The sequence below is a fragment of the Staphylococcus sp. GDY8P120P genome, from assembly GCF_017892065.1.
Classification (GTDB): domain Bacteria; phylum Bacillota; class Bacilli; order Staphylococcales; family Staphylococcaceae; genus Staphylococcus; species Staphylococcus nepalensis.
Genome location: NZ_JAESKI010000022.1, coordinates 101,130 through 124,167, shown reverse-complemented (window position 1 = coordinate 124,167; position 23,038 = coordinate 101,130). Strand labels below are relative to the sequence as shown.

Here is a 23,038-nt window from a genome sequence, read left to right as displayed (position 1 = left end):
TTCAGTTTTCAATGTTCATTTATAAATAGTTGCTTTAATAGCTTACCATCTTTGTTTACGTCTTGTCAACAAAGAATTTATTTTTTAAATAATTACTTAACATTACTTTAATAATATTAAATTATTATTTTCTTTTTATCAAGTATATTTTTTACACTTTTTAAAATTATTTTAAATAATGTTATTGTCGTTTTGACGACTTTTTTATATTATCAACTTCTTTAACTAAAGTCAATACTTAATATCATTTTTTGTGATAAATATTATGAGTGCTTGAATCACTCTTTTATCGGTCACAAGAAACTATTCTACCACCATTTATAAAAAATGCAAGAGAAAAAGTGGGTAGAATTAAAATAAATTCTACCCACTTAAATCAAGCGCTTATTTTTCAGTTTTATCGATGATTTGCTGCGCCATTGATTGGTATATTTTTCCAAGTTTATCATCAACTTGATAAATAGATGGTGAGAAGTCTTTTGGGTTCCATGACGGTTGCTCTAATGGTAACTGACCTAAAAGATCCGTTTGCAATTCATCTGCTAACTTTTCACCGCCGCCTTTACCAAACACGTATTCTTTGTTCCCAGTTTCTTTACTTTCAAAATAAGACATATTTTCAATAACACCTAAAATAGAGTGTTCTGTGTGTTTTGCCATTGCACCTGCTCTTGCTGCAACAAACGCTGCAGTTGGATGAGGCGTTGTAACTATTATTTCTTTACTTGAAGGCAACATTGTATGTACGTCTAATGCAACATCACCAGTACCAGGTGGTAAATCTAAAAGAAGATAATCTAAATCTCCCCAACGAACTTCAACAAAGAAGTTTGTTAACATTTTTCCTAACATTGGGCCTCTCCAAATGACAGGAGCGTTTTCCTCTACGAAGAATGCCATAGAAATTACTTTAACGCCATGGCGTTCAACCGGGATAATTTCTTTGCCGTCTACTTCTGGTTTTTTATCAATCCCCATCATATCAGGAACACTGAAACCATAAATATCAGCATCAACTAAACCGACTTTTTTACCCTCTCTTGCTAATGAAACAGCTAAATTAACTGCTATAGTAGATTTACCGACGCCACCCTTACCTGAAGCAATAGCAATAAATTCCACTGGGTTATCTTTTGATAATAAACCTTCTATTGTTTGAGGTTGATCATCACTTTTCCCTCTATATTGTTCAACAACTTCAGATGGTAATTCTTCAAATCTAATTCCAACTGTATTTGCCCCGTTTTCTTTAAGCACTTCCACAATAGCCATTTGTAAATCTAATTGAGGCTGTCCCCCTAATTGAGCCATCGCCACCTTAACACTTACATGATCAATCTCATCTTTTGTTGTTACCTCTACTATTCCATCTGTTTCCTTTAAAGGTACATTGATTATTGGATCTTTAAGTTCTCCAACAAGTTCTTTAACTTGCTCTATCGTTAACACAAAGCGTCCCCCTCTATCTTATAAATATATTTACTTATATTCTAACAAACATAACTTAAATTTGCTTTAAGCACTTTAAAATAAGTTTATATTTAGTATAAATATAATCTTTGTAATACAAAAGAAGTTAGCTCAATGTGTACTAATTCTTAAAAATTGAAACTAACTTCTTTTTTCTTATGATACTTTCCGAGTATTAGCGTTGTTAACATCTCTGTGCTCTTTGATAAATAAGGCTAATATAAAACCGATGACTACAAATATACTTATTACTAAAAATGATAAATCTACGCCTGTTGCTATAGCTTGACGTTGTAATAAATCATTATTTTCTTCGGCGCTCGTTGTCTGAGTATAGGCTTTGGATCCAATTGACATAACAGTAACCATTAAGGCTGTCCCAAGAGAACCTGCCGTCACACGTCCAAAGTTACTAATTGCTGTACCATGTGAAATTTCATTTTTATGTAGTGCATTAATACCTGCGGTGTTTAATGGCATCATTAATAATGAAACAGAGAACATTCTTAACGCGTATACAATAATGAGATACATATATGAAGTATCTGCTTTTAAGAAGCACAACATGATTGAAAATATAGTTAATAAACTAAACCCAGTAATAATTAATGGTCTGGCTCCGTATTTATCATAAAATTTACCTGTAAATATCGACATAACGCCATTGATAATAGCTCCTGGCATTATAACTAATCCTGAAAGAAAAGCCGACAAGCCTAATGCATTTTGAACATACAGTGGTATTAGTAATGCCGGACCTACCATAGACATCATTACAATCATTGATGTAATCGTAGTTAATGTAAACACTCTGTTTTTGAATACAATTAACTTTAACAGAGGATTACTAATGTTAAATTGTCTTTTAATGAAAACCCAAATAATTAGTAAACTAACAACTAATGATATGATAACAATCGGATTACCAAAGCCTAAATTGCCTGCACTACTAAATGCATAAAGCATCATTCCAAATCCAAGTGTTGAATACACTACTGAGCGCTTGTCCAATTTAGTATCTTTTGTTGTGTTGTAACTCTTTATAAAAATGGCTCCAAAGATAAAACCAATTAATGATACACCTACGACAATAATGAATGGCATCCTCAAGCTTGTCACATCAATAACTAAACCTGAAAGCGTTGGGCCTATTGCTGGTGCAAATTGTATAACCAATCCAGCTAATCCCATAGCAAAACCGCGTTCACTCTTTGGAAATAACATAAACAACGTAAACTGCATCAAAGGCATAATAATACCCGCGCCAATTGCTTGAATAACACGTGCTAACATTAAAATGCCAAAAGTTGGAGCTATGGCTGCAATGATAGAACCTAAGAGAAATATACCCATAGCCATCAAATATAATGGTCTCGTCTTAATTCTATCCATTAAGTAAGCGGTAAGCGGTATCATTACACCATTCACTAACATAAATCCAGTAACTAACCATTGAGATTTGCTTTCATTAATATTTAAACCTTTCATTATTTGAGGTAATGCTGTATTTAACAAAGTCTGATTTAATATAGCAATAAAAGCACTAATAATCATTACTGCAACAATCATATTTCTACTTGATTTAGATAAATTTTCTACTGTCATTAAATCACCACTTTTTCATTCATATGCTCGATTATTCACTTTTAATTCAAATCATTAGAGGTAACCAATTATTTATTTTGATTGAGATTTTTACTATCTGGATAAAATACTTCTTTACATATAAATAACATACCCATAATTACAACAATCACCCAAAAATCAATATTTATATAAGTATAATGGATATGCACAATAAAATAGAAAAGTAATGTTGTAACTGTAAACGTAATTAAATGGTACGTGAAGCCTTGAAAATATGCGTTATCTGGTAATTTTTTTCTAAAATAATCCATTAAATTTTCTATAATAAACAAAGTAAAATATCCTAGTACAATGTAACTACCATAATAAATTAAGTTATCGTAAAAACTTTTATTATAACCAAAATATGCTAGATGAAAAAAAATAAGGATTCGACTTAACCCATATAACCCAAATCCTAAAAATGCTAAAAATATAGCCCCTGAAATGATAAAAACCGAAAGTACAATAAGCGTTGTAAATAAATACTTTATATATTTCATTGCTTACTGTCCTCCCTTTCATCTAATCTGCTTCCCATCTCTATGTGTAATGTTTCTCAACTTTATAAAACTATTTCTTATTCTACCATTATAACAACATACAACCAAATGCAAATAAGCAAGTATTAAATTTCACTAAACTTCAATACTTGCTTAATAATTTATATGATTGATGTTTTTCTATTCTAAGATTTAAGTGTATTACCTTGTTGTTTGTAAAGCGTGTTCCATAATACAAATAATATAATTAGAATAACGATACTCAATAATATGACGTTGTGTATTGGTAAATTGATAAACGTAATAGACGCGCCATAGACTGTACCCATAATGGTAGACCCTATTGAGTTCCCCAAACTTTTCGTTAATGTATACAGTGACATCATGCGTTTCATATTTTGCGGAGAGGTTTCTTCTTGTGTAATCACACTGTCTTTAGTATAAACTGTACCGAAACTCACACCAGCTAGCAATAAACTGAAAGCCATAAAAACAGGCGTTTTTGTACCAGCTATTATTAAAATACCACATACCATTAATAGCGTGAAAGCAAAAATATATAATCCTTTTCTGGACATTTTTGCTTCAATTTTATCTAAAGTGAAATTCAATACTAGCCATGCAAATGAAATTGGAAAGATAACAAACCCGCTTTGCAATGGAGAAAGACCTAATTCTTCTTGGAGATAAATCGGCATATATAAATTATAACCCATTAACATAATGGCATATAAAAAATCTGTTATAAAAACTAGAATAATTGTTTTATTAAATTCTCTTACAGGGAAAAACGGCGTGCTTACACCTTTTTCATTTTTAATTAAAACAATGCCCATCATAATTGCTATAACAAAGGAAAGTACATTTAAATACCAATAAGATTCGTTCATCACGGCAAACATTAAAAAGAAGATAAATATATAAAACAACATAAGCCCTTTAATGTCCAATTTATGTGAAGCCGTTGTAGTTTCGTGTTCAAAATGAAATGTAAGTATTACTAATATCATTGCCACAATAGCTATAGGAATATTAACAAAGAATAACCAGTGCCACGTAGCAAATTCTAAAATGCCACCGCCTAAAACGGGGCCAATAATACTTGATATACCCCACACGCTACCTACAATTCCCATGATTTTGTAGCGTAATGGAATTTTAAATGCAAGCTTAGGCACAATTTGACTTAGCGCCATCATAATACCTGCACCTAGACCTTGGACGAAACGTGATGCGATTAAAATAGCAAACGTACTACTCATGCCTGAAAAAAGACTTCCTATTGTAAAAAGGACCAATCCTAATAATGTTATGTATATAATCTTAGTACGATCTAATAACTCCCCTACAATAGGATTGGCTATCACAATGGCTATGAAATAAACAGCAAAAATGAGGGATATAGATGCTGTCACATTTAAATCATCTCTTATTGTCGGTAATGCCAATGAAACGATTGACGTTTCAATTGCAGACATAAACATAATTAATATCAATGCAATTACGATGCCTAGCGTTTTTATATTCATAACAAACCTCCTAACATATGATATTTATTTTTAACATGTCCACTAAACCACGCTTCTTCGTTTAGTTCAATAGGTTGTATTCAAATTACGCCTATTGCCCTATAAAAATAATTAAAATTAAAGCGAGAAGTAGAATCAAATTAAAAATTTGATTTCCTTCTCGCCCTCAAAAGTTGACTATATTTTTAATAAATTAAAAACTAAGTCTTTAACCACGCTTCAATTATGCTAACTCAAGTATATAACACGCTTTATTCATTTTTAGTTCTGAAAAACAATCACTTTATAAACGTTTTACATAAAATATAAAATAGCTATAAAATGAAAAACAGAAGCTATTAAAATAAATAAATGCCAAATCATATGAAAATATGGGCGTTCTTTTTGTGCATAAAACCAAGCACCTGCAGTATAAGCTATACCACCCAATAAAATAAATAACATAAAAGTTAAAGTTGTATCAAAAATAATCGTTGGTAAGAATATTACCCCAATCCAACCCATTACAAGATACATCGTCAAACTGAGTTTATGATTCACTTTTTTAGCTATAGATTTATAGAGAATACCCCAAAGTGTAATCCCCCATAACACAATCATTGCGGTCCATCCAATCCAACCACCCACTAACACTAAACATATAGGTGTGTACGTCCCAGCAATAGCGATGTAAATCATACTATGATCAATAATCCTAAGTATAAATTTATGGGAAGAATAATTAGGCATTGTATGGTATACCGTTGAGGATAAAAACATTAGAAAAATACTTATTACATATATTGATACACTCAATGAACCCAACACACCGTGTGTAAAGAAACTTTGTACGGCTGCATATGGCAATATGCATAAAGTAACAAAAGCAGCAACACCATGTGATACTGCGTTACCAATTTCTTCCCCAAACGTTAGAGGTATTATATTTTTAAATGTTTTAGTTACTTTATTATTATTCGCTTCTAATGTTTTAGTCATTAGTGTAACCACCTTTTTCTTAGATCCTATTTAAACGTTTTAAATCAGCTGCAGCAGTTTCTACACTATCTTTTCCTTCTTTGTTTTTCAAAGGTGAAAATTCCTCTTCTCTCGGTACTTGCAATGTCATAAAACTATGAGCATATTGGAAAATATCGAAATAAAACAATTCAAATTTTAACGTAGGTTTTTCAATAACACCAAAATCGTCATCTAATTGTTTAAGTTGTTTAACTGCTAAATGATATGGCAAAGCATTATCTACTACATTATTGATGAATTGCAATTTAAACATATGTATACCTATATTGGCATTGTTTAATTGATTAGCAGTTTCTGGGTCTAGTTCAGAGTATTCAAGCACAGTGTCTTTATGATTCGTTGTAACTAATCTACCTACGCTCTCACCTTCTTTAGGTTGAATTGATTTTGTAGTAACGTCCATGCTATTTTGGAACGCGTAACCTGCAAAGAACAAATCTAGAACTTTGACTAACACATTATCAATATTGTTTAAAAAGACGTATTCAACTCCATTTTCAGTCATATCTTCAAGGTAACCAGCTTTTTTAAGAGATTTAAATACGCCACCGTTACCGTTAGGCGTTTCTAAAATATTGCTATCTACATCTAGAACTAATTTACCCTCTTCTGATAACGCCACAATATTATCTTGGATAAAGAAATGTACATGTGCTTTATCGTAACCAAAGTAATTCTTTTCCTCAAAAAATATTTGTGTTTGCTTGTCGTTTATTTTGCTAGTCATAATATACCAATCAATATAAACGCCCGTTTTAGCTTGCAAATCTAATAATTGGCGTGCTTGCAGTTCAAATAAACTTACACCTTCGATTTCGAATGCACCTTTAGGACCTTTATAACCTAAGCGTGTGCCTTGACCACCAGCCATAAGTACAACTGCAAATCTTCCATTTTGGATTGCTTCTAACCCAACTTTTTCATATTGAGTAATATCCTTTTCAGAAAAAGCTTCTTTTACATCATATTTAACTTCGTTTACTGAAGACACATCATCAATGATTTGTTTATTTACATATAAATCGTTATACAAATCTTGAATGTAAGATAAATCTAGTGCATCGATTTGATTTTCTAATTGTTCTTTTTCATTGTTGCTCATTAATTTTTCAAATTCAATTAGATGTTCTTGATTAAACTTCTCTAATTCTTTCTTATCTAGCATGTCCTCTCTCCTTTATATTCATAATAGATAAAAATAATATCTTATATCTAATAAGAATATATAAATTCACTATGTGTACTTTATATTATTATAATTATAATCACAACCATAACTGCTATAAATTCAAAAATAGGTTATTAAAAAATGATTGGAATAATACGTAAATAGCGCCTGTAGTAAGCGCACCTGCCAACGACAAATCTACTAATCCTCCGGTTCTAAAAACTAAGGGGAATTTAATTGTCAATGGTATAGGGTATAATAATTTTACACCTCTAGGCGTTAACATATCTAGTATAACATGGGAAAGCAAACCAAAGATAATTGAAACTAAATAATAATCTGGTGTTTGAATAAAATATAATAGGATAATAATTAAAGAAATAAATAATAACGAATGTGTAAACGTCCTGTGGCCGAACAGCGTTCGTACCAATAAACTCAATATTTTAAACCTCCTACCTATTTTACTTTGTGTGTGACAAATATCAGGTAATAAACTTGAAATAACTGCAAGTGTTATAATTGTAATAGATGTAAATAAATCAGTTTGAAAGTATTCTATTGTCATTGCACCTACTAATAAACCGCATGAAGCGTGGGTTTTACCAGTCATTTTCATTTCTCCTTTTCTCGGATAAATTTTACCACAATATCACTACGAACGCGAACATACTTTCGCAAAAATTAAATAGTATGACATAATACAAAAAAGTATCACATAATCTCTTGAAAACGATTGCATTTTATTGTATGCTAAACTTACAAATTATTTAAAGGATGTGTTCGTAATATGGCAATGACAGTAAAAAAAGATAATAATGAAGTAAGAATTCAATGGAGAGTTGCTGACATCAAGATTCCAACTAATGAAATTAAGAATGTTTCACAAGATCAAAATATCCATGCGGTACCTAAGCTAGATAGAGATAAAGTTTCACGCATTGGGTCTACATTTGGAAAAACGAATCGTGTTATCATCGATACTGATGACCATGAATACATTATTTATACACAAAATGACCAAAAAGTATATGACGAAATCACAAAATAATTATTATTTTAAACCTATCGTTGCGCATACAAACAACTAATTAAATAGACGTTAAATATCAGTCTATTGAAAATCATTAAATTTTCTTATCTGATTAGACATACTTGACTATATTTCAAAATGCTTTGCTATTGCCATATTTTGAAATTCAGTCAGTAAGTTGCCAATAAGAAAAAACCTGAGACCTCACTTTAAGTCTCAGGTTTTTTCTTGTTTGTATAAGTCTATTCAATATATTTTAATAACATCTATCAATGGTATATACTAAATTTATAATTTGAAAGGTGTGTGAATACCATGTATGTTGTAACAAATAGAATAGATGTCAAAAAAGGATTCGCTGAAAAGTTGGCTCCTAGGTTTACACAGGGTGGTAAAATCCAAGATTTAGAGGGCTTCCATCGCATTGAAGTATGGTTAATAGATGATGAGGAAGATTACGATCAAATGTACGTTAATACTTGGTGGCAATCTGAAGAAGCTTTTAAAGGATGGCTAAAAAGTGATGCTTTCAAAGAGGCACATAATAATCAAAATAAATCTGATAATGAAACATCACCCATTTTAGGTAATAAAATTGTTAAGGCAAACGTATTATCCGAACTTAATTAATTAAAATCTCAATATAAACAAACACACATTTACTAATATAGGGAGTTATTTAAACAAACTCTGTTTAAATGTTGACCGTTGCCACAATAACTCCAAATAGTAAAAATGTGTGTTTTTTATTATTAATTAAAGTACAGATGTGCCATTAAAGTAATAATTGGTAAAGCAATAATTGTTCTAATCAAGAATATAACAAAAAGTTTAAAAATACTTACTGGTATTTTTGAACCTAAAATGACGCCGCCTACTTCTGATAAATAAATCAGCTGCGTAATACTTAAAGCACCGATGACAAATAACGTAATATCATTTCCCACACCTTCAATTAAAATGGAAGGTAAGAACATATCAGCAAAGCCAATTAAAACTGTTTCAGAAGCTTGTGTAGCTTCAGGAACTTGCAATAATTCTAAATATGGTACAAAAGGTTTGCCAATAATAGCAAAAATTGGTGTATACGTTGCAATAATTGTCGCTAACGTACCTACACTCATGACAACTGGTAAAATGACAAACCACATATCCATCACTGTTTTAAAACCTGATTTAAAAAATGCTTTAAATCCTGGTGCTTTAATACCAGTTTCTGTAGCCATATCAAATCCGTGGCTTAATGCAGTTTTGTTATCAGGTAATTTTTCTGTTCTCATTTCTTCGGATACTTCTTTTGAATATTCGTCTTTAATCGATCTAAGCGGCCAAATTCTTGGTAAAATCAATGCACAAACAATACATGAAATAATTACTGACAAGTAAAAATAAAAGAAATGGTTTTGCATGTGTACAGTCTCAGCTACTACAATTGCAAATGTTAATGATACAACACTAAATGTCGTCGCTATAACAGTTGCTTCCCGTCTAGAATAAAATCCTTCTTCGTATTGTCTACTTGTGATTAATACGCCTACTGTGCCGTCACCAATAAATGATGCTAAATTGTCTACTGTAGAGCGGCCAGGCAACGTAAATAATGGTCTCATTATTGGTCTGAAAATAGGCCCCAATAATTCTAGTAAACCATATTCCATTAACAATGGTAAAAATAGTGCTGCAAAGAAAAATACAGTCACGAGTGTTGGTAATAAACTTTCAAACACAAGGCCTCCTGTATCAGCAGAGTAAATTGCTTTTGGCCCTATTTTTAAATATGTCATCCACACAAAGATTACAGCTAATATTCTTAAAAGAAGCCATACAATCTTTACATTAAATGCATTGTTCATTAATCCTTCTGGATTTAATTTATTTTTTAAGGCTGTTGAGCATATTAAGGATAGTATACCGGATATTGTAATAATCAATACAATAACTAATGGCATCGCATTACCCAATAAGTCTTTTAATAATCCTGCTAAAAACGCCACAGGTAAAGTCGTTTGCTTTTCTCCATCTTCAGTAACCGTTATAGGAATTAAAAAAAGTATAATACCTAAAACAGACATCAAAATGAATTTTAATCTTCCTCTGATAATTTGTGCTTTATTATATTCATTCATTTCGTTCACCCCTTAGGTGCATATATTTTTATAAACACTTTAAAAAGCAACAGCAATAATTATAACCTATTATGTATAAATATGTAAATCATATTTTTATGTCTTTTTGGTGTCTCTACTTTTTTATAGAAAAAAAGAATTGACCCTAATTTCAATAGAATCAATTCCACTTTATATGAAAGCGCTTACTAAATCAATCTTTTATATGCTTCTTTTATAATCTTCTTAATAAAAATAGGAAATAAGGTACGCCTACTATCGCTACGATGACGCCAACTGGGATATCAATTGGCGGATGAATACCTCGAGCTAGACTATCACTTATCATTAATATTAAGGCACCTAGTAAGCCAGACATAACCGTAATATGTTTGTGTTTATGCCCTACTAACTGCCGCGCTATATGAGGTGCAATGAGTCCTAAAAAACTCAACCCACCAACAACTGATATCGATGCGCCAGCCAATATAACTGCTAAAAACAAAAGGATAGCTTTTACTTTCTTTACTTTTGCGCCTAATGCTATTGCCACATCATCCCCTAATGTTAGGATATCTAGTTGATGGCAATAGTAAAATATAATTGGTAGTGCAATTATAAACCACGGCAATATCACCCAAACGTGCGACATATTATGACCATATAAACTACCAGTAAGCCATACCAATGCTGTATTTGCATCAAGCGGATTTCGAATTAGTAAATATTGGACAATTGCAGTACATATTGCACCGATAGCTAAACCAATTAATGCTAATTTAGACCCTTTTACATTAAATTTGGAAATCAATAAAGTTAAAATCAAGCTAATCATCAATGCACCTATAAATGATCCAAAAGGCAATATAAATAAAGGAGCTGAAGGAAATAGCATGATAATCACGACAGCAAATAAACTGGCGCCTTTTGTAATTCCAATTACATCTGGTGATGCGAGCGCATTCCTTACCACACCTTGTATTAATGCGCCAGAAATTGCAAGACTACTCCCTACAATAAACGCTAGAAACATTCTAGGTGCTCTATATTCATTAATTATAAAATTATCTTGCATAAAAAGGCTATTCACCGCTTCAATTGGGTTAATTAATACCGCACCAATTGAAAGTGATGCAATTGCCGAAAGTATTAGCAATATTAAAACAAGTATATAGCGAAATGTTACTCCTCCCTTCATAGTCTTTTCACTCCTTTAATCGTGATTGCTAAGAAATAAAACGCACCGATAAACGATGTTACGATGCCAACGGGTGACTCAAAAGGAAAGGCGATTAATCTGCTTAAAACATCGGATAATAATAATAAGTTTGCACCAATTATCATTGTTAATGGAACCATAAATCTATAATCTGTTTTAATATAATATTTAACTATATGAGGCACAATTAGTCCTACAAATCCAATTGGCCCCGCTATGGAAACGGAAGTACCTGCCAATACAATCACTAAGATACCAATCATCACCCGCATCAATTTGACGTTTTGCCCTAATGAAGTAGCCAAATCTTCACCTAATTCCATAATTGTCAGCTGTTTGGATATCAATACTGTGCAGATAAACGCAATGATCAACCAAGGCGTAATACCTAATACTTGTGTCCAAGTAACAGATGATAATGAACCTACTAACCAAAACATAACGGTCGAGGTAGCATCTTCATTTAATAAGATAATCCCTTGCGTCAAGCTTGAAAAGAATAGGTGAATTGCCATGCCGGCAAGTGCTAATTTGACTGGCGTCATACCTCTCGTAGACCCAGATAAAGCATACACAGTTAGCCCTCCAATGAAAGCGCCAATAAACGCTAATATTGTAGCGTACGTAGACAATGCTGGCATAATCATTGTGATGAAAACAATAACAAAAGAAGCCCCTGAATTAACACCAAAAATTTGGGGTGATGCTAATGGGTTTCTAGTCATTGCTTGCATTAGTAAACCAGCTAGTCCGAGCGCTCCTCCGATTAACAATCCAGCTAGCATTCTAGGCATTCGTACATTATGTATTAAAAATGTCTGTTTTGAATCAGAATGTGTTAAAAAATAATCTTTAAAATCATCTAAAGCGATACGAGACGAGCCAATACTTAAGTTAAAATAGATAATGACAAAAAGCGCACACACACTCACAATAAACGTGAGTGCAGTGCGTTTTTTATTTTTCTTATCTTCAGTTCTGGTTTGGTTAATGCTATCTAACTTAGTCATTTACCATTCACCTTACTTTTGTTGTTTATCATTTTGTTCATTTTTTGAGATATCTACTAATTGTTTAGCAATCTCTTCAGAAGAAATAATACCACGCGCACGTGCCCAAGTGTTTCTATCTACAACAGAGACATTATCATTTTTAACAGCATCTAGGCTTTGCCAAACCGGCTCTTCTTCTTGTTTTTTCAAGTTAGGGTCATTTTTGCCCTTATCAACCATGATAAACATACGCCCAGGATTAATATCTGAAAGCACTTCTGAATTCAATTGTACATAAGGGCCTTTTAAATATTTAGATAGATTATCTGTTTCAGTTTTATTAAGCGCATTATTAAAACCAAGTTCTTTTAATAAGTCACCTACATAAGTATTCTCTGGATGTGCTAATAAACCTGATTTTGCAATAACTGTAGCTAATACGGGTTGAGATTTGTCCATAGTAATCTCTTTCTTATACTTATCCATTAATTCATTATGTTCTTTTAATCTATCTTTACCTTTATCTTCTTTACCTACAGCTTTAGAGATTGTTTTAAAAGCTTCTATATTATCTTTATAGTCACTATCGAAACTCGGTAACATGATGGTTGGTGCTATTTTTTCTAAATCCTGTTGTATACCTTTGTGACGATTACTATCGGCAATAATAAGATCTGGTTTTTGATTACTAATTTCTTCTAAGTTTGGTTGCTTACGTGCGCCTACTGATTTATAGTCACCGATTTTATCGCGGATGGGTTTTAATATTCTATCTTTTTTACCATCGTCTGCTACACCCACTGGTTTAATATCCAATGCTGCCAATGCATCAACAAATGAAAATTCAAGTGACACTACACGTTGGGGTTTTTTATCAATATGGGTTGTGCCTCCCTCATGTTTAATAGCAACGCTGTCTTTGCTTTTACTTTCTTTGTTGGATTCATCTGAGTCATTACCCCCCACTTTACCACATGCTACTAATAAGAGAGCTGTTAATGTTAAAAATAATAGACCCATCCATTTAGCTTTGTGCTTCATCGTTTTCACTCCTTAGATATGTATCATTACACCTCTAATTTTATTGATAACGATTATCAATGTCAATAAGTTTTTTAATAACATTTGATAAAAACTAAATCTTATTCATTTTTTTTACATTTTTTTCACAGCACATTGCTTCAATCGCTAGATCATTTAAATAAAATCTATTTAAATGCGACATAAACATACTTTGTGCTAAAGCTTTATATCCTAAACTAAATTGTATTTTATCGCCAATCTGATAATGATCATTATTCAGTAGGTCTATCATTAAATGATCACTCGTAGCTCCAAGTACATCGACATTATGATATAAAGGTTTAATGTCGTCTACATTGGTATCTAAATTTCCAATATCCAGAATTGCTTGAAGGTATTGTTGACCATTATTAATATTAATACGTGGTTTGATTTCAACAATTTCTGTATCTAAAATAATAGCGTTTTGATATAGGGTATCTAAATGCTGGTTTGTCGTCGTTTCCACACCCCTAAATAAAGTTTCACCAATTCTTAAATCATTCATTTTACCTAAATCATTATAGAGCATTTGTAATAGCATACTAGAATTGCCACCTGATATTGTTTTGAATTTCAAATGAGAGGCTTTTTCTACCGAATTTACAAACTGGTTAATCATCTCAACATCTTCTTCCGTTGGTGCTATTTCATTAAAACACATAAAGTTAAAAGCTAACCCTTCAAGATGTATGTGATGCATATTAATGATTTCTCTAATATAAGCGAGCACATCATAAGTGAGCACCCCTTCTCTAGAATCTTTCCAATCAACCATTAATAATATCTTGTGTTTTACTTTTTGCTTGCTTGCTATTTCATTAATTTGTCGGATGGTATCCAATTCTGTTTGAATACTCGTATCAACGCATTGCACAATATCTTCTAATTCTTGGTGGTTAGCAGTTCTAATCATCATATAAGTGATATCATCATCTTTACTTTTTAAAATATTATTTATTCTTGCATCAGCAAAATGTGTAAGTCCAACGCTTTTTAATGTTTCTACTATTTTTCTATCTCCAGCTACACATTTGAGAACAGGTGTAAAATGAATGTGATGCTGTTTTAAAAGCGTATTTAAAATGTAAGCATTATATTTAATTTTAGAAAGGTTTACTTTTAATTGCGCCATCATTACACCTCATTACTTATAGGATTATCTAAATCAACTGTTAAATATTTTTTTACTTTGCCTTCCATACGCATACGTAGCAATGCCTTCACATTAATTTTGGGTCCAAACAATGTTTGTCTTAACACTTGCGCATGCGCCTTTTTAGTATCGATTGACTGTTCTATTACTTCACTTACAATCGCAAATAATTCATCTGCATTGACGTTATTATATTGTGAAAAATGATGTATTAATTCTGAAATTTGATTTTGAATCACAGCGTGTTGAAACTTAGCAATAACCGCTTCAATATTCTCAGCAGCTAAACTTTTATTTGTAATCTTAACATTGGGTAATTGTCTTGTTAGAGTCTTTAAATCAATTCTAGAACCCCCTAGATCTCTCACCATAAATTTCATTTGAAAATCTGGTCCTAAACTAACAATAGTATTTTGCATATGTGCTTCTAAAGCAATTCCATAATCTTGTATATAGCCAATTAATGGTTGGATAAGTGTTTCAGCATAGTGACTTATAAATTGTTTAATTGCTTTGTTTGTTACACCTACCCCTAGCCATTCTAAATAACTATCAACGATGACCTGGTTATCTACAGGATTTTTATTTACTAAACTGCCAGTTACTAAAGTAAGTCCATTTGTTGTGGTTTGTGGTTCATAACGCACGATACAAGCTAATTGACGTGCTATATCTTCATTAGTTTGGGCATGTATACCATAAGGTTCCATTGCTACTTTTAACTGTGGGTAAACATTTAACATTTCTTGTAACTCATAACTTAACTTTGGCCCATCCACCGTTGTAACAGGGGAAACAGTTCTTATTGCACTTGTGGCTTGAATATCGACTGGTAACTTAATATGGAATGGCTTATTCATTAACGCCATTGTTCTGAACGATAATGTTGCTTTCGCTTCAACTTCAAATGGTGTAGTTAAAAGACGATGTTCCTCTAACCAGTATACAAATTGTTGTGGAATCACGTTTTCATATTGCCATGGATGCACGAGTATAGCGCGATAATCGTTTAATTCTAAATGATGCGGTTCTAAAAATGCTTTCAATTTATATCTATATTCAGGTATCACGTGGTTTAATATATATTGATCATCTTCTTCCATCGAAGTCGCTACACTATCTTGCTTATGAATAAGCATCACTTTTAATGCAATCGTCTTTTCAAATTCAGGTGCATATAATTTAATTTCTTCATTCGTTAATGGTAATTTCGTTTTGGTTAGTGGATGCGTTGGATGTCCTTCTATGACGAGACTTTCAGAATAACTTAAATCATTAATACCATTATCTTCTTTCATATGCTGTAACCATGTAAAGAAATTAATGGTTACTGGCAATCTTGAAAACTTTAAACTAGCCTGAATCATTGACTCTCTATGGTTAAAATGTTCATAGCTCAATGCAAGTCCTGCACGACTGGACTGTAATTCTTCAGTTAGCCGTTGGCTAATTGGGGTATTAAATTGATTATTTAATACCTCAAGCAATTGTTCTAATGTTTTAATGGAAACAATATTGTCACCTTTTATATAGTGAATTTCACCGTTGAAGACATAACGCATCATCGCACTTTTTCTTAAATAAGATACATTTAACGCTTGCCCTTTATATTGTAATTCTACGTAATTATCAAATTCCTTAAAAAACATTTTTTCTGGAAAAATGTTTTCTTTAAGAACCGCGTTCATTATGCGGTGTTGAATATTCTCATCTGCCAATTTCCAAATATGATGCATCATACAACATTGCCTCCATTTTTTCTTTGTCTATTCATCATGCCAAATACCAATGTGATAATGACAGTACTTAGCCCCATGATGATAAAAGTCTCGATGATACCGATATATTCTGTTAAGAAACTCATTATCATCGCTCCTAATGGAATCATCCCTCTATCCATCATTACAACACTAAGTATCTTCCCTCTATGCTCTGATTTAACACGATGCTGAAAATATATTCTGTTAGTCGTACGTGCCCATTGGCTAAAAAGCCCGATTAAGAATACTGAAATAAAAAATATAATCATATTTGGGCTAATACTTACTAATAGTGAAATACCAAATAATATTGAACTAAAATAATACATTTTTACCATTGATATACTTTCTAGTACTTTAGGCAAAATCATTGTTGCAATAATACCACCAATTGCAGCACAGGTCATTGCAGACCCAAACATGGTTACTTGTTCAGGAAATGTTTTATCTGTTAAAACTGGTAACAATGATGTATATGTAAAACCTGTAGCCATGATAAATAAAGAAGTTAAAAATATTCTAGCCCCGATTTTGTTGTTACTAAAATAGTTGAAGACAAATTTAGTATTCATTGTTTCTTTCTCTTTAACCAAATGCGATGGCTTAAATTTCAAAGGCAAACACATCATCAACGAAATAAAGTAGGCTATAGCTTGGATATTAAAACTTATTTGTGCATTATAACCTGCTATTACAAATCCCGCTATGGCTGGACCAATAGATCGACATATATTGATTATAAATGAATGATATGAGACTGCTTGAGTCGTAGTTAAACGCTCTGTTAAATCTGGCAGAACAGATTGGCGCACTGGTGTTTCTATAGCGCCCATCACACCTTTTCCAAGTGAATATAATAAAAATACTATTATTGGTAACTCCCCATTTAAAAAGATTAAAAAACACAGTAAAGTGGTAAGTAATAAAGAAGTAGAGATGGTTATTTTCAATAATTTTCCTCTATTGCATCTATCTGCTAACGCGCCCGCCCATACACTAATGAGCAAAATAGGTACAAGTCGGAAAAAATTAATGAGTCCAAGGTAAATTGCGTTATGATATAACGTATATACATACCAATTTAAAGTGATATGTCCAATCCAATTTCCTAGAAACAAAAAGAAAGAACTTGGAAAAAAATATCTTGCCATACATTTCACCCGACTTTTTAATTGATAATAATTATCATTATCGATATTATGGATTATACAAATATCTTATACTTTTGTAAAATAATTTTTTTAGAGGTGCTTTATGAATTCAAAAAGTATTAATTATAATTTAATAAATAAAATGACTAATGATGAACAATATGCTTTTGATTATTTATCGTCTATAAATCAAACATGGGCAAATTTATTTCAAGAGGTGTTATTAGAAAGTAGAGATAAAATATCGCAAAGATTGATCTCATCTTTATATCGAGAAAATTTAGTACAGAGTCACCAACACAGCAAAATTATTGATAACAAAGATGTAGGCGCGCCTCAACTATCTGAAGAAAATAAATTATTATCTATTGCTTTCCCTAAAATTAACAAAACCTTGTATGCACCTATAACAGGTACGCACGCTTTTGATCGTCTAGCCGTCACTGGACCGTTTTATTTAGAAGAAGACGACCATGTCGAAAGAGTTTTACATCCAAATGACGTTTTAAACTGTATTTTATCGGTAGCCCCAGAATTAGATAATGCAGCTAGTGCTCAATTCTATGAAGATTTAAATAATAGCGTGGCAAATATGGCGATTGCATTAAGCTACCAAAAATATTTATTAGAGCAGAATAATCAATCCTTAAATGATTTAATCACCAAAGCAAAAGATAGTTATTTAGCCTCTGAACAGTTTGTTATTGAAGGCCACCCGCTCCATCCCGGTGCAAAATTGCGCAAAGGCATGACACCTGAAACAGTTATCAACTATTCAGCAGAATTTGGTCAGTCTATTCCTTTACAATTTATATTAATACATAAATCTATAGCTAAATTTCAGACATGTTCGGGAGATTATAATAATTTAATTTATAATTTATTTAATGGGTTAAAAACTGAAGTTATAAAACAGGTTGGTGCAGAATATATCAATCAATATGCCGTTATGGTTGTACACCCTTGGCAATATGATCATATTCTCTTAAAAGCGTATTCAAAAGAACTAGAACAACAAGAAATCATCCCTATTGAATATCAACAATCGTATTTTGCAGGATTATCTTTTAGAACGTTGATGCCAAAATTTCCTGAAACCTTGCCACATATTAAATTATCAACCAACGTTCACATTACTGGAGAAATTAGAACACTATCTGAGCAAACAACCATAAATGGTCCGCAAGTTACGTGCATACTCAATGATATTATACAAAATGATACATTATTCAACCATATTCAGGCTGATACGATTGACGAACTAGCAGGAATCCACTTTTATAACGTTTCAGATAAAGCAGACCAAACCATTAGAAGTGAACAACTAGGGACCTTATTTAGAACAAACATATATAACTTAATCAAAGAAAATACAATACCTATGGTTCCTTCTGTGTTAGTAGCATCGACAATCTATAATGACGAACCACCCATTGTATCATTAATCACTAAATATCAAGTGGCGAAGAAAATTCATAGCTTTGAGTCAGCTGCTTTAGTTTGGATTAAGCACTATAGTCAAGCGTTAATAGATTTAGTAATACCGCTTTACGTTAAATATGGTATTGCACTTGAAGCCCATCTACAGAATGCTATTGCTACATTTGGAGACGACGGCCTATTAGATATGCTTTATATACGTGATTTTGAAGGTTTACGAATTGATACATCGCATTTAAATAAAATGGGGTACAGTACAGCAGATTTTCATGAAAAATCGTTAATTTTAACCAATCAATCACAAACGGTATTTAATAAAGTCTTTTACTCAAGTATCCAAAACCATCTTGGTGAATTAATTGCTAGTATTGCACAATCAAGTAATCATAAACAATTAGAAAACCAAATTTGGTCAATCGTACGTGACTTATTAACTAAAAAACTAGACGATATTGCGCGTACAATCGATGATCAACAAAGAATAAATCAAATCAAATCAATCTTATTTGCGCCAAAAATAGATTATAAATGTGTAACAACGATGCGTTTAGTGGATGAAGCAGATTACTATACTTATATACAGGTTGACAACCCGTTACATTACAATTAATAAAGCGCCTGAACATTTTATTTCAAATAGCAAAATAAAACTACTGATAAGCATCTGCTTATCAGTAGTTTTATAATTTATATTGATATTAAGAATTATTGTAATCCTTTGTCTTCGTTATTTGAATTTTGGCTTTTTTCATTTTTTTGTGTCCATTCTTTTCTAGTCATCACATCTTCAACACGCATATTTACTTCAACCACTTCAAGACCAGTGATATATTTGACTTGTTCTTTAACTAAGTCAGTAACTTTGCGGAAGATTTTTGGTGCTGATTCACCGTATTCTAAAATAACTTTTAAGTCTACTGCTGCTTGTTTTTCTCCAACTTCAACACTAACGCCTTGTGTCACGTTGCTCGTGCTACCAAATGAACTAGAAATGTTATCAACGAATCCGCCTTTCATTTCTAAAATGCCATTCACTTCACGTGCAGCAATACCAGCAATTTTTTCAATTACTTCGTCAGAGAAAGTTAATTTATTATTGAATTGTGGTTCTTGCTGTTGCTCCTGTTGTTTTTGTTGTTGCTCTTGTTCTTTTTCATTTACTCCTGTTTGGTTATCATATGCTTGTTTAGCTTTGTTATTATCTACTGCCATAATTAATTCTCCTTTGTTTTATAAGATTTTTAATTGCTAAATATTGAATCAATAAGAATTAACTCCATCGATTTAAGAAATTCAGAAAATCTTGTTTACGGTCTTTAGTATACCCGATACCAATTCCAATCAAACATAAAATAATAATTAATATTGTGCTCCAGAAACCTAATGTTAAAAATAATATTGCGATAATCAAGAATGCTAAAAATCCGATTATTCTCCATTTAAATGTTTTAAAAAAATCAACAACTTCTTGTGTAGAATCTTGTCTTTGTTGGTTATTATTGTTAGCCATGATAACCCTCCCTTACAACACACGTTTGCCTGAGGTTTTTTGATCTCTAACATTAACCTCTAATTTTGAAACTGGTAATTCTGTGAAATGCTCAACGTTTTGCTTAATATCATTTCTAATTTCTTCTGTTAATGAACCAACCTGAACATCACCAGGAACAAAGAAATCTGCTTTTAAAGCAATATGCGATTTCTTTTTCTTGTTATATAGTTTAGCTATAACATTAGGTTGTCGAATTTGATCATAATTTACAAGCGTATCGTAAGCAGATTTTTCTACTGCTTTTCTGGATACGTAAATATGTCCATCTTCGTAATCTTTATAAAGTCCAGGTTTTCTATACGTAGGTTTAAACAAGCTAAATACAAGTATGAGACCTATGATAATGAGCAATGCTGCTAAGCCAATAAGTGTTGGTTCAAACCAATTAAATTGATTGAAATAGTTTTGATACTCGCTAATTCTAGAATCTTTAATATACATAAATAGCAAGAACCCAACGATGACTACGATTAATAGGCCAAGTATAAAATTTTTAATTCGTTTCACCTCGTATGACACCTCCTATAGTTAAATTATATGTACATGTCATACATACTTAATACCCCTATTAAAAAACATAGAAACATTTTATATTGAATTTATAATCTATTTGGTAAAATAATTTTTCGTTAGTTGCTATTCTCTGTCTGTGTATTGGTTTGATCGTCTTGATGCGCCTTGCGATATTGTAAATACTTATCATCTGAAATAAACAATTTGTTACTAGGTCTTGGCTTCTCTATAGATAATGATTTAAATAAAGACCAAATCATAAATATGATAACAATAGAAAATGGCAAGGCTGCAATAATTAATAAATTTTGAATGGATTGCGTACCACCAGTATAAATCATAATCATAGCAAATAATGCTAAAATAACACCCCAGCTCACTTTAACAATGCCTGAAGGGTTAATGCTTCCTTTAGAACTCAGCATACCTAACACATAAGTGGCTGAGTCTGCCGAAGTGACAAAAAAGATTATAATAACAACAAGTGTAATGATGCTAAGTAAAAATCCTAATGGGAAATGTTCAAGTGTTGCAAACGTTGCTGTTTCGGTTGCTTCTTTAGCAATATTTGCAATGCCGCTTTGTTGTAAATAAATAGCAGAAGCGCCGAATACTGCAAAGAATAAGAAACAAACAAGCGCGGGTACGAATAACACGCCTAAGATAAATTCTTTAATTGTTCTACCACGAGAGACTCGAGCGATAAATATACCTACAAACGGCGCCCAAGAAACCCACCATGCCCAATAGAAGATCGTCCATTGTTGTAACCATTGAAACTTTTCTCCTCCTGATTGTGGGATACGTAAACTCATATTAAAGAAATTCGCAATATAATCACCAAGTGAATTGGTAAATGTATTTAATATATTTAACGTTGGCCCAACACAGAATAAAATGATTAACACGATGAAAGCTAAGAACATATTGATATTACTTAAACTCTTAATCCCTTTATCAATACCTGACCAAGCTGACCATGTAAATAATATAGTGGCGATAACGATAATTGTAGCTTGTGTCATAAAATTAGAAGGCAAATCAAACAGAAAGTTTAGGCCTTCGTTAATTTGTAGCGCACCAAAACCAAGTGTGGCAGCAACTCCTGTCACCGTAGCAATAATAGCGAGTACATCAATTGCCCCGCCAATGGGTCCCTTCATCATTTTATCTCCTAGTATTGGTCTTAGTGTGGCACTAACCAATCCCGGATATCCTTTATGAAAGTTAAAGTACGCAAATATAAGGCCGACGATGCCATAAACAGCCCAAGCATGTACACCCCAATGGAAAAATGAGAATTGCATCGCTTCATTAATTGCGGTTTGAGAACCAGCTTTATGTATTGGCGTTAATGTGAAGGCATGGCTTATCGGTTCCGCTGTTGTCCAAAACACCAAGCCTATCCCCATACCTGCACTAAATAACATAGCAAACCATGACTTTAATGAAAATTCTGGGTCTTCACCCTCTTCACCTAAAGTTATTGTTGAATATCTAGAAAACAGTAAATAGATTGAAACTACTAATATGGCAAGTACTAATAATAAATAGTACCATCCGAAATGAACTGCGATAAAATTAGTGATATTTTGGGTGATTGTTTCTAATTGTTTAGGTGCAACTGCACCATATATAACAAATAGCGTGCAAATAGTTAATGCTACCCAAAAAACAACTGTTAATTTTTTAAAACGCATATTAAAATGACACTCTCCCTTTGCTTTATGTGACACTTA

Annotated in this window: 21 protein-coding genes; 3 read left to right on the top strand and 18 right to left on the bottom strand. The window is 32.1% G+C overall.

What is annotated here, in order from left to right; genetic code table 11:
- Window positions 1-384: 384 nt before the first annotated feature.
- The 7 genes from KA900_RS12560 to KA900_RS12530 all read right to left on the bottom strand — a co-directional run bounded on the left by KA900_RS12560 (window position 385) and on the right by KA900_RS12530 (window position 7,929).
- Entirely contained in the window at window positions 385-1,449 is a 1,065-nt protein-coding gene (locus KA900_RS12560; protein ID WP_096808730.1) for an Mrp/NBP35 family ATP-binding protein, read from the bottom strand.
- Between the two features lie 177 nt (window positions 1,450-1,626).
- Window positions 1,627-3,075: an MDR family MFS transporter gene (locus tag KA900_RS12555; RefSeq protein ID WP_210139694.1), complete on the bottom strand. Its 1,449-nt coding sequence runs from the start codon at window positions 3,073-3,075 to the stop codon at window positions 1,627-1,629.
- Window positions 3,076-3,143: 68 nt separating this feature from the next.
- Window positions 3,144-3,599 carry a SepA family multidrug efflux transporter gene (locus tag KA900_RS12550; RefSeq protein ID WP_096808728.1) on the bottom strand — a complete coding sequence of 152 codons (456 nt, stop codon included), beginning with the start codon at window positions 3,597-3,599 and terminating at the stop codon, window positions 3,144-3,146.
- A gap of 185 nt (window positions 3,600-3,784) precedes the next feature.
- Window positions 3,785-5,128, bottom strand: coding sequence for a multidrug efflux MFS transporter SdrM (sdrM, locus tag KA900_RS12545; protein ID WP_115342014.1), 1,344 nt, complete (start codon window positions 5,126-5,128; stop codon window positions 3,785-3,787).
- Between the two features lie 294 nt (window positions 5,129-5,422).
- Complete coding sequence (gene trhA / locus KA900_RS12540; RefSeq protein ID WP_096808726.1) at window positions 5,423-6,106, bottom strand: PAQR family membrane homeostasis protein TrhA; 684 nt, start codon at window positions 6,104-6,106, stop codon at window positions 5,423-5,425.
- A gap of 19 nt (window positions 6,107-6,125) precedes the next feature.
- Window positions 6,126-7,313: a UTP--glucose-1-phosphate uridylyltransferase gene (locus KA900_RS12535; protein ID WP_096808725.1), complete on the bottom strand. Its 1,188-nt coding sequence runs from the start codon at window positions 7,311-7,313 to the stop codon at window positions 6,126-6,128.
- Between the two features lie 115 nt (window positions 7,314-7,428).
- On the bottom strand, window positions 7,429-7,929 hold the full coding sequence (locus tag KA900_RS12530; RefSeq protein WP_096808724.1) for a metal-dependent hydrolase: 501 nt from the start codon (window positions 7,927-7,929) through the stop codon (window positions 7,429-7,431).
- 177 nt (window positions 7,930-8,106) lie between these two features.
- Here KA900_RS12530 and KA900_RS12525 point away from each other — a divergent pair, with 177 nt between their 5' ends.
- Complete coding sequence (locus tag KA900_RS12525; protein ID WP_103372761.1) at window positions 8,107-8,367, top strand: SunI/YnzG family protein; 261 nt, start codon at window positions 8,107-8,109, stop codon at window positions 8,365-8,367.
- 297 nt (window positions 8,368-8,664) lie between these two features.
- On the top strand, window positions 8,665-8,979 hold the full coding sequence (locus KA900_RS12520) for a heme oxygenase (protein WP_096808722.1): 315 nt from the start codon (window positions 8,665-8,667) through the stop codon (window positions 8,977-8,979).
- 122 nt (window positions 8,980-9,101) lie between these two features.
- Here the strand turns inward: KA900_RS12520 and KA900_RS12515 are convergent, their stop codons facing one another.
- From KA900_RS12515 to KA900_RS12485, 7 genes are all read right to left on the bottom strand, one after another.
- Window positions 9,102-10,475: a YjiH family protein gene (locus KA900_RS12515; protein ID WP_103372762.1), complete on the bottom strand. Its 1,374-nt coding sequence runs from the start codon at window positions 10,473-10,475 to the stop codon at window positions 9,102-9,104.
- Between the two features lie 214 nt (window positions 10,476-10,689).
- The gene (locus KA900_RS12510) at window positions 10,690-11,652 is read right to left on the bottom strand and encodes a FecCD family ABC transporter permease (protein WP_119487672.1); all 963 of its coding nucleotides are present in this window, start codon (window positions 11,650-11,652) and stop codon (window positions 10,690-10,692) included.
- A complete protein-coding gene (locus KA900_RS12505) occupies window positions 11,649-12,683 on the bottom strand; it encodes a FecCD family ABC transporter permease (protein ID WP_096808719.1) in 1,035 nt (344 codons plus the stop codon). Before KA900_RS12505 ends, KA900_RS12510 begins: the two co-directional genes overlap by 4 nt.
- A gap of 12 nt (window positions 12,684-12,695) precedes the next feature.
- Window positions 12,696-13,706: an ABC transporter substrate-binding protein gene (locus KA900_RS12500; RefSeq protein WP_119487673.1), complete on the bottom strand. Its 1,011-nt coding sequence runs from the start codon at window positions 13,704-13,706 to the stop codon at window positions 12,696-12,698.
- A 94-nt stretch (window positions 13,707-13,800) separates the two neighbouring features.
- Complete coding sequence (locus KA900_RS12495; RefSeq protein ID WP_103372764.1) at window positions 13,801-14,862, bottom strand: alanine racemase; 1,062 nt, start codon at window positions 14,860-14,862, stop codon at window positions 13,801-13,803.
- 2 nt (window positions 14,863-14,864) lie between these two features.
- A complete protein-coding gene (locus tag KA900_RS12490; protein WP_115342010.1) occupies window positions 14,865-16,622 on the bottom strand; it encodes an IucA/IucC family protein in 1,758 nt (585 codons plus the stop codon).
- On the bottom strand, window positions 16,619-17,794 hold the full coding sequence (locus tag KA900_RS12485; RefSeq protein WP_119487674.1) for an MFS transporter: 1,176 nt from the start codon (window positions 17,792-17,794) through the stop codon (window positions 16,619-16,621). The genes KA900_RS12490 and KA900_RS12485 overlap by 4 nt, the downstream gene beginning before the upstream one ends.
- Before the next feature lie 118 nt (window positions 17,795-17,912).
- Here KA900_RS12485 and KA900_RS12480 point away from each other — a divergent pair, with 118 nt between their 5' ends.
- Complete coding sequence (locus tag KA900_RS12480) at window positions 17,913-19,844, top strand: IucA/IucC family protein (RefSeq protein ID WP_369967535.1); 1,932 nt, start codon at window positions 17,913-17,915, stop codon at window positions 19,842-19,844.
- 95 nt (window positions 19,845-19,939) lie between these two features.
- Here the strand turns inward: KA900_RS12480 and KA900_RS12475 are convergent, their stop codons facing one another.
- From KA900_RS12475 to KA900_RS12460, 4 genes are all read right to left on the bottom strand, one after another.
- Window positions 19,940-20,446, bottom strand: a complete 507-nt coding sequence (locus KA900_RS12475) for an Asp23/Gls24 family envelope stress response protein (RefSeq protein WP_096808713.1) — start codon at window positions 20,444-20,446, stop codon at window positions 19,940-19,942.
- 58 nt (window positions 20,447-20,504) lie between these two features.
- Window positions 20,505-20,744 carry a DUF2273 domain-containing protein gene (locus tag KA900_RS12470; RefSeq protein WP_096808712.1) on the bottom strand — a complete coding sequence of 80 codons (240 nt, stop codon included), beginning with the start codon at window positions 20,742-20,744 and terminating at the stop codon, window positions 20,505-20,507.
- 12 nt (window positions 20,745-20,756) lie between these two features.
- Window positions 20,757-21,293, bottom strand: a complete 537-nt coding sequence (amaP, locus tag KA900_RS12465) for an alkaline shock response membrane anchor protein AmaP (RefSeq protein ID WP_096808711.1) — start codon at window positions 21,291-21,293, stop codon at window positions 20,757-20,759.
- Between the two features lie 122 nt (window positions 21,294-21,415).
- A complete protein-coding gene (locus tag KA900_RS12460) occupies window positions 21,416-22,999 on the bottom strand; it encodes a BCCT family transporter (protein WP_096808710.1) in 1,584 nt (527 codons plus the stop codon).
- Between the last annotated feature and the right edge of the window lie 39 nt (window positions 23,000-23,038).

What these genes read in the sequence shown, in the direction of transcription:
- KA900_RS12555 (WP_210139694.1), bottom strand. Translation starts at nt 3,075, where the DNA reads ATGACAGTAGAAAATTTATCTAAATCAAGTAGAAATATGATTGTTGCA.
- KA900_RS12550 (WP_096808728.1), bottom strand. Translation starts at nt 3,599, where the DNA reads ATGAAATATATAAAGTATTTATTTACAACGCTTATTGTACTTTCGGTT.
- sdrM (WP_115342014.1), bottom strand. Translation starts at nt 5,128, where the DNA reads ATGAATATAAAAACGCTAGGCATCGTAATTGCATTGATATTAATTATG.
- trhA (WP_096808726.1), bottom strand. Translation starts at nt 6,106, where the DNA reads ATGACTAAAACATTAGAAGCGAATAATAATAAAGTAACTAAAACATTT.
- KA900_RS12535 (WP_096808725.1), bottom strand. Translation starts at nt 7,313, where the DNA reads ATGCTAGATAAGAAAGAATTAGAGAAGTTTAATCAAGAACATCTAATT.
- KA900_RS12530 (WP_096808724.1), bottom strand. Translation starts at nt 7,929, where the DNA reads ATGACTGGTAAAACCCACGCTTCATGCGGTTTATTAGTAGGTGCAATG.
- KA900_RS12525 (WP_103372761.1), top strand. Translation starts at nt 8,107, where the DNA reads ATGGCAATGACAGTAAAAAAAGATAATAATGAAGTAAGAATTCAATGG.
- KA900_RS12520 (WP_096808722.1), top strand. Translation starts at nt 8,665, where the DNA reads ATGTATGTTGTAACAAATAGAATAGATGTCAAAAAAGGATTCGCTGAA.
- KA900_RS12515 (WP_103372762.1), bottom strand. Translation starts at nt 10,475, where the DNA reads ATGAATGAATATAATAAAGCACAAATTATCAGAGGAAGATTAAAATTC.
- KA900_RS12510 (WP_119487672.1), bottom strand. Translation starts at nt 11,652, where the DNA reads ATGAAGGGAGGAGTAACATTTCGCTATATACTTGTTTTAATATTGCTA.
- KA900_RS12505 (WP_096808719.1), bottom strand. Translation starts at nt 12,683, where the DNA reads ATGACTAAGTTAGATAGCATTAACCAAACCAGAACTGAAGATAAGAAA.
- KA900_RS12500 (WP_119487673.1), bottom strand. Translation starts at nt 13,706, where the DNA reads ATGAAGCACAAAGCTAAATGGATGGGTCTATTATTTTTAACATTAACA.
- KA900_RS12495 (WP_103372764.1), bottom strand. Translation starts at nt 14,862, where the DNA reads ATGGCGCAATTAAAAGTAAACCTTTCTAAAATTAAATATAATGCTTAC.
- KA900_RS12490 (WP_115342010.1), bottom strand. Translation starts at nt 16,622, where the DNA reads ATGATGCATCATATTTGGAAATTGGCAGATGAGAATATTCAACACCGC.
- KA900_RS12485 (WP_119487674.1), bottom strand. Translation starts at nt 17,794, where the DNA reads ATGGCAAGATATTTTTTTCCAAGTTCTTTCTTTTTGTTTCTAGGAAAT.
- KA900_RS12475 (WP_096808713.1), bottom strand. Translation starts at nt 20,446, where the DNA reads ATGGCAGTAGATAATAACAAAGCTAAACAAGCATATGATAACCAAACA.
- KA900_RS12470 (WP_096808712.1), bottom strand. Translation starts at nt 20,744, where the DNA reads ATGGCTAACAATAATAACCAACAAAGACAAGATTCTACACAAGAAGTT.
- KA900_RS12460 (WP_096808710.1), bottom strand. Translation starts at nt 22,999, where the DNA reads ATGCGTTTTAAAAAATTAACAGTTGTTTTTTGGGTAGCATTAACTATT.